The following is a 13,063-nucleotide window of genomic DNA, read 5'->3' on the forward strand; positions in this document are numbered from 1 at the left end:
CGTTCGTTCGCCGTGCTTGGTCGTCCGGTCCCGGTCCTCCTTTCAGCGCCTGCGGCGCGGCAGGTACACCAGCGCCTCGGTGGCCGCGAACCGCAGCACGAACGTCGTGACCAGCGCGATCGCGGTCGCGGGCAGTACGGACAGCCCGAACCTGCCCACGAGCAGGGCGATCAGCGGGATGCGCAGCAGCAGATCGGCGTTGGCGAGCAGGGCGAACCGGCCGATCCGGTCGGCCCAGTGGCGGTGGCGCCGCCGGTCCCGGAACAGGAGTACCTCGATGAGGAGGAAGTTCCACGCCACTCCGAGCTGGTTGGCGGCGATCTCGGCCGGCAGGTAGTGCATTCCGGCCCGGGTGAGCAGCCACAGCGCGGCCAGGTTCGGGACGAAACCGCTGAGCCCGATCAGCCCGAAGCCGATCATCCGGGCGGGCCGGCCTGCGGTGCGCAGCGCCGCCAGGTGCGCCAGGAAGCGCATCCCCTCCCGGGCGGTCGACTTGGACTCGCCGGCGAAGCGCTCCTGGAAGACGAACGGCACCTCGGCGGTCCGCGCGGGGCGGCAGCGCACCGCCAGCTCCAGCAGGATCTTGTAGCCGAGGGGCTTGAGCACGTCGGCGGTGACGACGGATCGGCGCATCGCGAAGAAGCCGCTCATGGGGTCGCTGACGCCGCGCAGCGCGCGCGGGAAGAGGCCCTTGGTCAGCCAGGTGGCGGCGCGGGAGACGGCGATCCGGTAGTTCCCGGCGAGCCCGGCGCGGCTGCCGCCGCTGGTGTAGCGGGAAGCGACGACGAGCTCGGCGCCGGTGCGCTCGCCTTCGCCGAGGAGCTCGGGGATCAGCTGCGGCGGGTGCTGGAGGTCCGCGTCCATGACGAGGATCCAGTCGGTCGCGGCGCGTTTGACGCCCTCGACGACGGCGCCGCCGAGGCCGCCCTCGGCGTCCTCGCGGTGGAGCACGGACACCGGAAAGGGGCAATCCTGCGCCGCCTTCCCGATCACCTCCGGGGTGTCGTCCGTGGAGTCGTCGACGAACAGGACCTCGCAGGGCAGCCGGGCGGGCAGCGCTCCGGCGAGCTGCCGCAGCAACTCGCGTACGTTCCCCGACTCGTTGAAGGTGGGGATGATCAGGGTGACGCTGCCCGGGGCGGGCGTCTCACAGGCCCCGGCCAGCTGCTCGGGAAGGGGTCCGGGCGCGGGATGGACGGTCATCGTGTCTCGGCTCCCCCGGTCGGGCGGTTCGTCCTGCGGATCTCGATGCGGTCGTCCCCGGTGCCGAAGACCGCGACCGGCGTCGAATGCTCCAGTGCGGCCCTGACGTTGGGCAGGTCGGCGGCGTCGCGGCGGACCGTGGGCGAGGACACCACGTAGTCGATGTCCTGCCAGCCGCGCGGCAGGGTCGTCCTGACGGCCGGGTCCAGGTCGGCCTTGTAGAACCAGATCGCGCCGAGTCCGGGTTCGTACCCGTGGTGGACGAGGTCCAGCCAGAGCGCGTCGTCGACGAGGACGCGGGTGCGCGCGGGGTCGGGGACCTCGCTGCCGAGCCAGGAGGCGGCCTGGTGGTAGGGGCGGTTGGCGTCGGCGGTGAGCGCGGTGCGGTTCCCGTCGTACCAGCGCGGCAGGACGTACACGGCGGCGGCCGCGGCGAGTACGACGAGCAGGGCGCGGCGCCCGTGGGCCGCGGCCCGGGACCCGGCAGGCGCGCGGCGGCGGCGCAGCACGGCGTGGGCGGTGCTCGCCGCCCCGCCGGCGAGGACGAGGGCGAGGAAGGGCAGGGCCTGGATGACGTACATCGCGGGCAGGTAGCCGGAGGGGCGCATGGCCACGACGGCCAGGATCACCACGGCGAGCGCCGGGCCGGCGAGGGCGCGGGCGGTGACCGACCAGCGGTGGGTGAGGGCCAGCAGGACGGCCCCGGCGAGGCCGCCGAGCGGCAGCACGGTGTCGTAGTACAGCCAGGAGCGCAGGACGCCGTGGGAGCCGGAGCCGGGGTCGAGGATGAAGCCGGAGCCCTCGCGGCCCATCTGGTAGGTGATGCCCTCGATGAGGGAGACGTGGCCGGGGCCGGGGAACAGCTCGCCGTTGAGGAGCGCGAAGAGCGGGTACGACAGGCCGATGAGCGTGCAGGCGGTGACGGCTCCGGTGACGGCGAACTTGCGGGTGTCCCGGTGGCTGTGGCGCCACATGGTCACGAGCAGCGCCGGGAGCACCACCAGCATCGTCTCCTTGGTGAGGACGGCGGTGGCGGCGGCGAGTCCCGAGGCGAAGTGGTGCCACAGGTGACGGCGCGGCGACGCGGCCAGGCAGAAGGCCAGCAGCATCCACATGACGGCGAGGTTGTCGAGGAAGATCTCGCGCTGGAGGACCACCGACAGCGGTGAGAGGCCGAACAGGGCCATGGCCAGGCCCGCGGCCCACCGCGGCAGCCCGAGCCTGCGCCCCAGCACGTACAGCAGGACGGAACTGGCCGCGGACACGGCGAGCATCGCGCCCCGCATCGAGGCGACGGTCATCGACTCGGGTACGAACAGCGAGGGCAGCCAGGTCAGTCCGGCGAGCTGGATCCAGCCGAGCGGCGGGTGGTCGTACCAGTAGGTGTAGTGCGCGAGGCCTTCGCCCTGCTGGACGGCCCAGGCCTGGGCGAGGTAGGTGCCCTCGTCGTCGCTGAGGGCGGGGAAGCGGGTGATGTTCCAGCCCTGCACGAGGAGGATGGCGAGCAGCAGGGCCCCGCAGAGCAGCAGGTCGGCGCGGGCGGGGCGCAGCCGGGTCCGCAGCGGCGCGGGCGGTGCGCCGGGGGTGCGGTCCGGGGCGGGTGCCTCCGGGTGCGTTTCGGTGGCGGTGGCGGTGGTGCCGGGGGGCGTGGTGGTGTCGGCCGGATCGGCCGGGGACCGGGGATCAGTGGCCGTGTGCAGTGTTGCGGTCACTGGTGGATGTCCTCTCGGATCTCGTGAGTGCCGGCGAGGTGCGCGCCGGTGTGGCTGGTGAGCTCCCACTCGTTGCGGCCGCGCTGCTCGCGCCAGACCGCGCGGATCGCGGCCCCGGCCAGCAGGACCTGGTAGAACGGGCCGCCGGCGATGAGCTTGAGGTAGTGCACGAAGCGGACCCGCAGGCCGTACTGGCGGCCGAAGTCGTGGAGTCCGACTACTTCGAAGACGAACGTGACCATCGCGGTGACCATCGGCAGGAACGTGATGATCGCGATGCCGACGGGCACGTCGAGGAAGACGGCGACGGCGCAGTTGATGGGGATGATCACGCCGGAGGCGGCCTGCATGAACGGTGTCATCAGGGTGTAGCGGGCCAGCCAGCGCTGGCCGAGGCCGGGCAGCTGCCGCCAGTCCTTCTTCCGGTAGACCTGGAGGAAGCCCTGGTTCCAGCGGGTGCGCTGCTTGAGCAGGCTGACGAGGGAGCCCGGGGTCTCCTCGCGGGTGACCATGTCGGAGTCGTACGCGACCACGACCTTCTTGCCCGCGGAGGAGAGCCGCACCCCCAGGTCACAGTCCTCCGCGAGGCAGTTCTGGTCCCAGCCGCCGGCCTCGCGCAGCACCCCGGTGCGGACGAAGACGGTGTTGCCGCCGAGGGGGATGAACCCTTTCTGCGCGTGCAGGTGCAGCCGCGAGCGGAACCAGAAGAAGTACTCCAGGCAGTTGCGCAGGCTGTACCAGCTGGAGTGGAAGTTGATCAGCTGGACCCCGCCCTGGACCACGTCGGCGCCGGTGGAGCGGAAGGCGTGGTCGACGTGGGAGAGGAGCTCGGGGTGGACCTGGTCCTCGGCGTCGAAGACGCCGACGATGTCGCCCCGGCAGTGCGGGAGCGCGGTGTTGAGCGCCTTGGGCTTGTTCTTCGCCTCGTGGGTGTCGACGATCACGCGGACGCGCGCCGGGTCCCCTGCGGCTGCGCGCTCGGCGACCGCCGTCGTCTCCGGGTCGTCGTGCCCGACGATCACGATGATCTCGTAGTCGGTGTGGGTGGACTCGAGGAGCCGCTCGATCGTGTGCTCCAGGACGGCCTGCTCGTGGCGGGCCGGCAGGAGCAGCGAGAACGAGAGACGGCCGCCTCCGTCGGGGCGGTCGAAGCGCGTGGCGGCCAGCGTCTCCGGCGTTCGCCACGCGTGCATCTGCCACCAGAGCGTGAAGGCCGCCATCCAGAAGAGCGCAAAGGAAACAGCAGATATGAGCACAGAGGTGAACAAAATTCCCCCATGAGACATGCCCCGGCCCCCGGCCGTGGCATCAACTGAGTACGCCGCGGACCGGGCTCCGATGCCCGACCGCGCCGCACGCCCCCCGGGGGCGAAGGGCGGGCCCCCCGGCCCGCCGCCCCCGTATTCCCCCCTCGGCGCACCCCCCAGTGCGCACCCTCGGACACGACCCCCTGTCGTTCCGAGGACCCGAGACTAGACAGAGAAAGTGAAAGTCAGAAGTCCTCAGATAAAAACTGCGTTTCTGAACATGCGTGCGATCGCGGTGAGTTGTGATGTTCCGGGGCCTTCAGGGGCGAACCGGACCCAACTGGCCCGCCAGTTCGGCCGGATCGGTCGTAGGCCGCGTGCAGACGAAATGCCGGCAGACGTAGGCCGCAGGACGGTCGTGTACGAGTGTGCGCTCGGCCAGAAGGGGGAACTCCGCCTCCCCGGACCCCGAGGGGTCCGGCAGCCCGACCGCCACCACAGCCCCGGGAGCAGACCCCAGCAACGCCGTCCGGTGCAGCGCGGCCGTCGCCGGATCCTCCGGATGCCCCACGACCGCGATCTCGCGCGGCCCGTCGAGCAGCGCCTCCGCCACCGCGAGGCCCCAGCCGATGAAGCGCGGGGCGCGCGGCCCCAGCGTGTGCACCACCGCGAGTGCCTTCTCCGCCGCCGCGCGATGCGCTTCCGAGCCGGTGTGCGCCGCGTACGAAAGGAGCGCACCGGCGGCAGCCGTCCAGCCCGACGGCGCGGCGCTGTCGGTCGGGTCCTGCGGCCGGCGGATCAGCCGCTCGGCGTCGTGCGCGGTGTCGTAGAGCGTGCCGTCCTCGGCGACGAACCCGTCCAGGACCAGGTCGAGGAGGAAGCCGGAGAACTCCAGCCACACGCCCTCGCCGGTCACCGACGCCAGCGCGAGGAAGCCCTCGGCCACGTCGGCGTAGTCCTCCAGCACTCCGGCGTTCGCCCCGACCTGCCCGTCCTTGCTGGTCCGCGCCAGCCGCGCCCGGCCCGCCGCCACGTCGAAGTGCACCCGCACCAGCAGGTCCGCGGCCTCGGTGGCCCGCTCGACCAGGTCGGGGCGGTCGAAGTAGGCCCCGCACTCGGCGAGCGCGGCGATCGCGAGCCCGTTCCAGGCCGCCACGATCTTGTCGTCCCGGCCGGGCGCGGGCCGCGCGGCCCGCGCCTCCAGGAGCCGGGCCCGGATGCCCGCCATCCGCTCGCCGTCGGCCCCCGGCCCGTCGGCCGTCGGCTCGTCTTCCCGCCGCGGCAGCTGGAGCACGGACTTCCCGTGCTCGAACGTCCCCTCCTCCGTGACACCGAAGACGGCCGCGGCCAGCTCCCCGTCGGCCTCCCCGAGCACCTCCCGCAGCTGCGCCGGCGTCCAGGCGTAGTACGCGCCCTCGACGTGCGCCCCGCTCGCCGGGTCCTCGCTGTCCGCGTCGAGCGCGGACGCGAACCCGCCCTCGCGGGTCCGCAGCTCCCGCACCATGAAGTCGGCGGTCTCGAGCGCCACCCGCCGGGCGAGCGCGGACCCCGTGCTCCGCCACAGGTGCGCGTACACCCGGCACAGCAGCGCGTTGTCGTAGAGCATCTTCTCGAAGTGCGGGACCACCCACTCCCGGTCCACCGAGTACCGCGCGAACCCGCCCCCGAGCTGGTCGTAGATCCCGCCCCGGGCCATCGCCTCGCACGTGTCGGCGGCCATCTGCAGAGCGCCCTCGGCGCCGGTACGGGCGTAGTGGCGCAGCAGGAACTCGACGACCATGGACGGCGGGAACTTGGGCGCCCCGCCGAAGCCGCCGCGGGCGGCGTCGTACTCCCGCGTCAGTGCGAGCAGCGCCTGCGCCAGCTCCTCCGGCCCCGGCACCCCGGCCTTCCCGTAGTCGAGCTGCCGCCCGGCGAGGTCGCGCACGATCTTCTGCGCCACCTCGGCCACCTCCGCCGGCCGCCCGACCCACGCGGTCCGCACGCCTTCGAGCACCTGCATGAAGGACGGCATTCCGTGCCGCGGCTCGGGCGGGTAGTAGGTCCCGAAGTAGAACGGCTCCGCGTCCGCCGTCATGAACACGGTCATCGGCCACCCGCCCTGCCCGGTGGCGGCCTGCACGGCCTCCATGTACACGGCGTCGACATCGGGGCGCTCTTCGCGGTCGACCTTGATGTTGACGAAGTGTTCGTTCATGTACGCGGCGGTCAGCTCATCTTCGAAACTTTCGGTGGCGAGTACATGACACCAATGGCAACTCGAATACCCGACGCTCAGCAAAACCGGCACCCCGCGCTCCCGGGCCTCCGCGAAGGCTGCCGGCGACCAGGGCCACCAGTCGACCGGGTTGTCGGCGTGCTGGAGCAGGTAAGGAGACGTCTCGTGCGCAAGGCGATTCGGCATGGCGCCCATCCTGCCGCACCCGATGAGACAGGCCCCGCGACCGGGCCATCATGCCGCCGGATCGGCGGCCTTGATGCGATCAGCCCACTTCCACACCGGGACCACACGGGAGTGGTCCCGGATCCGGCATCCCTTCTCGCCCGGCTTGACCTTCAGACGGGTGGACACCGAGGCGATCACCTTCCTCTTCTCGTCGAGCGCCACCTCCCCCGACTGCCACCGCAGCCGGATCGGCTCGGGCAGGCGCACCCTGCCGAAGCCATCGGCGGGGAACAGCAACTGCTTGTAGAGGCTTCCAGCCGAGGAGGTCGCGCAGACCGCACGCCACTCGCCAGGGCTGACGATCGCCTGCCACACGCCCACGCCCACGCCCACGACCGGTGCACCGGTGCACCGGTGTCCGGGTAAACGAGCAACTCGCCTTTCCCCGACCGGAATCCGCAGACCCTCGGAGCGGTGATGATCGGACGTACGGGCGTAAGACGCCACCGGGATCGGGACGTCCTCGGCGGGCCGTGGTGTCGAGCCGTCCGTGAGCATTTCCGATGATCGATCTAACGCATTAGCAGTCCATCGGGTTACGGCGGCGCCCGACGGAATCGACGGGGAAAGCTCTGAGCTTCCTCAACTCCCCTTGTTCTGCACAGGATTCCCTCGCGCAAAAGGGGATCCGGCAGGAAACTGGTTCCTCCTGACGGGCTGACGGCGGAGGGGATGCGAATGCGTGACGTGCATCGCGGGGAGGCCGAGCGGGTGGTGGTGCGGGCCGTGGAGGAGGAGGTGCGGCGGTCCGGGGGACGGGTGGAGCAGACGGCGCTGCTGGTGCGGGCGCGTGAGGCGCTCGACTCCATGGCCGCCACCGCCGCGCCCGAGTACGAGGCCTGGACCCGGGCGCTGGACGAGGACGCGGCCGGGGAGCAGTCGCTCGGCGAGGCTTTCCGCCGCGGGAACACCTCGACGGCCGCTCTGGCCACTGCGGTTGCGGCCGCGGCGGCCTTCGGCGCGGACCTGGCGCTGGGCATGGCGGCCGGGCCCGCGCTGGGAGCCGGAGCGGTGGTCGCGGTGGCCGGGGCGGCCGCCACGGTCGCGAAGGTGACGGCGACGCACTGGCCGGCCGCGCACCGCCGGGCGGGCGCGCTGAGCCAGCCGGGCGGCACCGAGCAGCTGCGGCTCCAGTGGCTGTCGGCGCTGGAGGTGCGGGGCATCCGGCCGTTCCTGGACCGGCAGCGGGCGGTGACGACGGCCCGGCCGCCGGTGAAGCGCGTCTCCTCGTCGGGCGCGGCAGGGGCGAACGGCACGACGGGCACGGCCGGCGGGACTCCGGTCCTGCGGCGGGCGGACCGGAGTGCGGATGCCCGGCGCCGGAGCGTGCTGGAGCAGTCGTTCGGCCAGCTGCCGGAGGCCGCGGGGCCGTTCCTGGGCCGGCGGGCCGAGATCGCGCGGATCGCGCAGTGGGTGCAGGCGGCGCGGGCGAGTACGGAGACCCGGCCCGTGGTGGTGGTGCTGCACGGGGATCCGGGCGCGGGCCGCACCTCGCTCGCCGTACGGGCGGCGCACCACCTGCGGGACCAGTTCCGCGGGGCGTGCGTGGTGGACCTGCGGGGCGGGTCGCTGAGCGGCGAGACCCCGCTGCCGACGCGGGAGGCACTGCTGCACCTGCTCAACCGGCTGGGCGCGCCGCGTGAGCAGCTGCTGTTCCGGGAGCGGTCCTCGGCGGAGCAGCAGGTGCGGCGGCTGGCGGAGCTGTACCACCAGCACCTGCGGGGGCTGCCGGTGACGGTGGTGCTCGACGACGCGGTGGATGCGGAGCAGGTGCGGCTGCTGGTGCCGGAGCGCTCGGACAGCCTGGTGCTGGTGACGGCGCGGGAGCGGCTGGAGCTGCCGGAGGAGGTGGCGGCGTGGGTGCACCACCTGGAGGTGGCCCCGCTGGAGGAGGCCGATGCCGAGGCCGTGCTGCGGGGCGCCGTCGAGGAGACGCAGAGCAGTGTGTACGACGAGCAGGCGCTCGTGTCGATCTTCCGGTTCACGGGAGGGCTGCCGCTGGCGCTGCGGCTGACGGGCCCGCTGCTGGGGACGCACACGTCTCGGCGGTTCGAGGTGCACCTGGCGGAGCGGCTGGGTTCGCTCGACGTGACCGAGCGGGCGCTGGACCTGTCGTACGCGCATCTCCAGGAGCCGGCGCGCCGGATGCTGCGCCGGCTGTCGCTGGCGGGGCGGGTGTCGCTGGGTGCGGCGGCCGCGGCGGCGCTGGCGGAGACCTCGGAGCCGGAGGCACTGCGGCTGCTGGCGGGGCTGGCGCGCGCGGGGGTGATCGACCACGTGCGGGGGGACCGGTACCGGCTGCACGATTCGGTGCGCTCGTACGCGGCGGTGAAGCTGCTGGCGGAGGAGGACCGGGAGGACATCGCCGCGGCCCAGGAGCGGCTGATCCGCAACTACGCGCAGCTGGCCGACGCGGTGATCCGGATGGTCGACGGGAAGACGTCGACGCGGGCGGATCGGTTCGGGGGGCACGGCTTCGTGTCGCTGGACGCGGCGCTGCGCTGGCTGGACGACGAGTCGAGCTTCATCACCGCGGCGCTGCGGCACACGGAGGGCGTGGACCAGCGGGCGGTGCTGGACCTGCTGGGCGCGCTGTGCGACTACTGCCTGCTGCGGGGCGACCTGTACCGGCTGGGTGAGATCAACGAGCTGACGCAGGCGGTGGACCAGGGGCTGCTGGCCCGGTCGGTGAAGTGGCGTACGGGCATCGCGGCGCGGCAGCTGGGCGAGCTGGACACGGCGCGGTCGACGCTGACGTCGGTGGTGGACCTGTACTTCGAGGCGCACCACGAGGCGGGGGCGGCGCGGGCGCTGTGCTCGCTGGGGATCACGCTGCACCACCAGGGGCAGCTGACGGAGGCGGCGGCGAAGCTGCGGGAGGCGCTGGCGCTGCAGGCGGGCGAGGAGCTGGCGGCGGACCGGGCGTGGACGCTGCACGCGCTGGCGGCGGTCGAGCGGGACCGGGCGATGCTCGCGGAGGCGAGGTCGCTGCTGGTCGAGTCGCTGGAGCTGCACCGGGAGAGCGAGTCGCTGCACGGTCAGGGCTGGGCGCACTTCCAGCTGGGCCAGGTGTTCGTACGGATGGGGGACGTCCCCGGTGCGGAGGCGGCGCTGCGGCGGGCGCTGGACCTGGCGGGGCAGACGCGGGACGGCCGGGCGGCGGCGTGGGCGCTGACGGAGCTGGCGCGGGCCCGGCTGGTGGCCGGGGACGCGGGTCCGGCGGTGGACGGGCTGCGGCAGGCCCTGTCACGGCACCGGGAGTCGGAGGACGCGCGGGGCGAGGCGTGGACGCTGTACTACCTGGGCCAGGCGCTGGAGGAGCGGGGCGACCGGGACCAGGCGGTCCGGGAGCTGGAGCGGGCGCGCACCATGTTCTCGCGGATGCGGGACGTGTACGGGCTGGCGTGTGCGCGCCACCACTCGGGCCGCGTGACGCGGGACCTGCGGGCCGCGCAGACGGGCAACCTGCGCAATTCCGGTTTCGCCCGGCAGCTGCTGGTGGATGCGCGGGCGGACTTCCGGCGGATCGGCCTGGCGCACGGCGAGGCGTGGACGTGCCTGGAGCTGGCGGTCGTGGACGCGGGGAACGCGCGGGTGGCGCAGGCGCTGTCGCTGTGCGACGAAGCCGCGGCGCTGTTCGCGTCGTACGCGGACGCGCGCGGCGGGGACTGGGCGCGCTTCCTGCGCTGCACGCTGCTGCCGTACGCGGTGGAGGAGGGCGCGGCGACGGCGCGGGCGGAGCTGTCCGCGGTGGCGGCGGCCGGTCACGCGGCGCGTGACGGAAAGCTGTCGGACGCGCTCGACGCGTACGCGGTGGCCCTGGAGCGCGGCGTGGACCCGGGCCAGGGCTGGCAGGCGTGGCGCCTGGGCCTCACCCCGAACCGACATGCCCGTGAGGTGATGGGCGTCCCGGGCGCGCCGTAGCCGCAGGGCGTGCACGCGGGCAGCCGGGAGGGGCGGCCCTGCCGGGTGGCGGCAGGGCCGTCAGGCCCGGAGGGGAGGACGGCCGCGGGCGCCGGCGGCGGCCCGGGAAGGGCCGCGGGCGCCGGCCGGCGGGCGTCAGGCCCGGGAGGGGTCCGCGGACGCCGCGGACGCCGGCGCGTCCGCGGCGGGGGCCTCCTCGAAGTCGACGCGGCCCATGTGCCGGTTCATCGACTTCATCAGGGCCCACACGCCCACGGCCAGCGCCGCGAAGACGAGGAAGCCCAGGATGCCGGGGGTCACCTTGTTCTTGTCGAAGGAGTCCCCGGCCAGCGGGACGAGCTGGATCAGTGCCTGCGTAGCGCTCATAGCTACGCATTCTCCCGGATGCCCGCGAAGAGGTCGTCCTCGGGGAGGGATGTCGGGACGAGGGACTGCGCGAGCTCGTACTCCTCGGTGGGCCAGATCTCCTTCTGGATCTCCAGCGGTACGCGGAACCAGCCGCCGTCCGGGTCGATCTGCGTGGCGTGCGCGATCAGGGCCTTGTCGCGGATCTCGAAGAACTCGCCGCAGGGGACGTACGTGGTCAGCGTGCGCTCGTTGCGCTCGAACTCCTTCCAGCGGTCGAGCCACTCGCCGTACGGCGAGTCCATGCCCCGCTCCAGCAGCCCGTGGTGCAGGGCGAGGGTGCGCGGCTTGTTGAAGCCCTGGTTGTAGTAGACCTTCATCGGCTGGTAGACCGCGCCGAACTCGTCCTCGGGGTACTTCGCGGCGTCCGAGGCACCTTCGAAGGCCACCATCGTGATCTTGTGGGTCATGATGTGGTCGGGGTGCGGGTAGCCGCCGTTCTCGTCGTACGTCGTGATGACGTGCGGACGGAAGGTGCGGATGGAGCGCACGAGGCGGCCTGCGGCCTCGTCGACGTCCTCCAGTGCGAAGCAGCCCTCCGGCAGCGGGGGCAGCGGGTCGCCCTCGGGCAGGCCGGAGTCGACGTAGCCGAGCCACTCCTGCTTGACGCCGAGGATGTCGCGCGCCTCGTCCATCTCCTTGCGGCGGACCTCGTGGATGTTCTCCTCGATGTACTTGTCGCCCTGGAGCTTGGGATTGAGGATGGAGCCGCGTTCCCCGCCCGTGCAGGTCACGACGAGCACGTCCACCCCCTCGGACACGTACTTGGCCATGGTGGCCGCGCCCTTGCTCGACTCGTCGTCGGGGTGGGCGTGGACGGCCATCAGTCGAAGCTGCTCAGTCAAGACTCGATCCCTCGGTGATGGTGCGGGGTGGACGGCTTCTATAGTGACCGAATCGGGGGGCGGAAAATTCCTGTGGGCCCAGGTCCGCAATCCGGAAGAGCCTGCGGGAAAGGATCGGTCGATGAGTGCGGTGCGGGAGAGCGCGCCCGAGGGCCGCTACGGCCGTTCGGCGGACGAGCGGGCGGACCGCAAGCTCAAGATCATCGGCTCGGTCCTCGGCGTCGGGCTGCTGGGCCTCGTCGGCTGGATCGGCTACGACTACGTCGCAGGTCAGACCGTGAGCGGCGAGCTGATCACGTTCGAGGTGGTCTCGGACTCCGAGATCAAGGTCCAGCTCCACGTGCGCAAGGACGAGGCGGCGACGAAGGGTGTGTGCACCCTCAATGCGCAGGACGTGGACCACGGCGACGTGGGCCGCGCGGACTTCTCCTTCGACCAGAAGAGCAAGCGCATCGACGAGACGGTGACGCTGAAGACGACGGCCCGCGCCACGACGGTCGAACTGGTCGGCTGCCAGGCCCGCTGACCGGGAGCTCCGGGTCCTCCCACGGAGGGGTGAGCGGGGGCGCGCGGCGCACTTCATGCGCTTGGCGTCCTCCCCCTTTTCCGCCTGAATTGTTAGGCTCGTGGTTTCGCCCACCCCTGGTGGCTATGTATTCCATGTACCGACGAGGAGCACCTGTGACCCAGACGAGCGAGAGCGTCACCTGGCTGACCCAGGACGCCTACGACCAGCTCAAGGCCGAGCTGGAGTACCTGTCTGGTCCCGCACGCACGGAGATCGCGGCCAAGATCGCTGCGGCCCGTGAGGAGGGTGACCTGCGGGAGAACGGCGGTTACCACGCGGCCAAGGAGGAGCAGGGCAAGCAGGAGCTCCGGGTCCGCCAGCTGACGCAGCTCCTGGAGAGCGCCAAGGTCGGCGAGGCCCCGGAGTCCGACGGCACCGTGGCGCCCGGCACCGTCGTCACGATCGCCTTCGACGGCGACCCGGACGACACGATGACCTTCCTGCTGGCCTCGCGCGAGTACGCCTCCACGGAGATCGACACGTACTCCCCGCAGTCCCCGCTGGGCCGCGGCGTGGCCGGGAAGAAGACCGGCGAGGACGCCGAGTACGAGCTGCCGAACGGCAAGAAGGCCTCGGTCCGGATCCTCGACGTCAAGCCGTACACGGGCTGATCACCCGCAGCATGCACGGAGGAGCCCCCGGCCGGTCGGCCGGGGGCTCCTCCGTGTGCGCGGCACGGGTGCGGCGTGCCGGCGCGCGTGCATACGCGAGTG

At 72.5% G+C, this 13,063-nt stretch carries 10 protein-coding genes; 3 read left to right on the forward strand and 7 right to left on the reverse strand.

The features are described 5' to 3' along the window. Positions 1–42 precede the first annotated feature (42 nt). The 5 genes from ACZ7H1_RS24375 to ACZ7H1_RS24395 form a co-directional block, all read right to left on the reverse strand. Entirely contained in the window at positions 43–1,203 is a 1,161-nt protein-coding gene (locus ACZ7H1_RS24375; protein WP_470789592.1) for a glycosyltransferase, read from the reverse strand. Then, a complete protein-coding gene (locus tag ACZ7H1_RS24380) occupies positions 1,200–2,915 on the reverse strand; it encodes an ArnT family glycosyltransferase (protein WP_470789594.1) in 1,716 nt (571 codons plus the stop codon). The genes ACZ7H1_RS24375 and ACZ7H1_RS24380 overlap by 4 nt, the downstream gene beginning before the upstream one ends. Continuing rightward, the gene (locus ACZ7H1_RS24385; protein ID WP_470789595.1) at positions 2,912–4,183 is read right to left on the reverse strand and encodes a glycosyltransferase; all 1,272 of its coding nucleotides are present in this window, start codon (positions 4,181–4,183) and stop codon (positions 2,912–2,914) included. Before ACZ7H1_RS24385 ends, ACZ7H1_RS24380 begins: the two co-directional genes overlap by 4 nt. A 298-nt stretch (positions 4,184–4,481) precedes the next feature. After that, complete coding sequence (locus ACZ7H1_RS24390; RefSeq protein ID WP_470789597.1) at positions 4,482–6,566, reverse strand: thioredoxin domain-containing protein; 2,085 nt, start codon at positions 6,564–6,566, stop codon at positions 4,482–4,484. 48 nt (positions 6,567–6,614) lie between these two features. Further along, positions 6,615–6,941 carry a hypothetical protein gene (locus ACZ7H1_RS24395; protein WP_470789599.1) on the reverse strand — a complete coding sequence of 109 codons (327 nt, stop codon included), beginning with the start codon at positions 6,939–6,941 and terminating at the stop codon, positions 6,615–6,617. A 345-nt stretch (positions 6,942–7,286) separates the two neighbouring features. Here ACZ7H1_RS24395 and ACZ7H1_RS24400 point away from each other — a divergent pair, with 345 nt between their 5' ends. Continuing rightward, positions 7,287–10,532 carry an ATP-binding protein gene (locus ACZ7H1_RS24400; protein ID WP_470789601.1) on the forward strand — a complete coding sequence of 1,082 codons (3,246 nt, stop codon included), beginning with the start codon at positions 7,287–7,289 and terminating at the stop codon, positions 10,530–10,532. 135 nt (positions 10,533–10,667) lie between these two features. On the opposite strand, the gene ACZ7H1_RS24405 is transcribed toward ACZ7H1_RS24400, so the two are convergent. After that, positions 10,668–10,898, reverse strand: a complete 231-nt coding sequence (locus ACZ7H1_RS24405; protein WP_470789603.1) for a hypothetical protein — start codon at positions 10,896–10,898, stop codon at positions 10,668–10,670. Positions 10,899–10,900: 2 nt separating this feature from the next. Beyond that, a complete protein-coding gene (mca, locus tag ACZ7H1_RS24410) occupies positions 10,901–11,782 on the reverse strand; it encodes a mycothiol conjugate amidase Mca (protein WP_470789605.1) in 882 nt (293 codons plus the stop codon). Between the two features lie 121 nt (positions 11,783–11,903). On the opposite strand from mca, the gene ACZ7H1_RS24415 reads away from it, so the two are divergent. Together ACZ7H1_RS24415 and greA are read left to right on the forward strand one after the other, a co-directional pair. Then, complete coding sequence (locus tag ACZ7H1_RS24415) at positions 11,904–12,308, forward strand: DUF4307 domain-containing protein (RefSeq protein ID WP_470789607.1); 405 nt, start codon at positions 11,904–11,906, stop codon at positions 12,306–12,308. Between the two features lie 155 nt (positions 12,309–12,463). Beyond that, a complete protein-coding gene (gene greA / locus ACZ7H1_RS24420) occupies positions 12,464–12,961 on the forward strand; it encodes a transcription elongation factor GreA (RefSeq protein WP_470789609.1) in 498 nt (165 codons plus the stop codon). The last annotated feature ends 102 nt before the right edge of the window (positions 12,962–13,063 follow it).

This window comes from Streptomyces sp. NPDC037401, from assembly GCF_055602345.1.

Excerpts from the sequence above, each read along its gene's own strand:
- ACZ7H1_RS24375 (WP_470789592.1), bottom strand. The coding sequence starts at position 1,203 with ATGACCGTCCATCCCGCGCCCGGACCCCTTCCCGAGCAGCTGGCCGGG.
- ACZ7H1_RS24415 (WP_470789607.1), top strand. The coding sequence starts at position 11,904 with ATGAGTGCGGTGCGGGAGAGCGCGCCCGAGGGCCGCTACGGCCGTTCG.
- ACZ7H1_RS24405 (WP_470789603.1), bottom strand. The coding sequence starts at position 10,898 with ATGAGCGCTACGCAGGCACTGATCCAGCTCGTCCCGCTGGCCGGGGAC.
- ACZ7H1_RS24400 (WP_470789601.1), top strand. The coding sequence starts at position 7,287 with ATGCGTGACGTGCATCGCGGGGAGGCCGAGCGGGTGGTGGTGCGGGCC.
- ACZ7H1_RS24390 (WP_470789597.1), bottom strand. The coding sequence starts at position 6,566 with ATGCCGAATCGCCTTGCGCACGAGACGTCTCCTTACCTGCTCCAGCAC.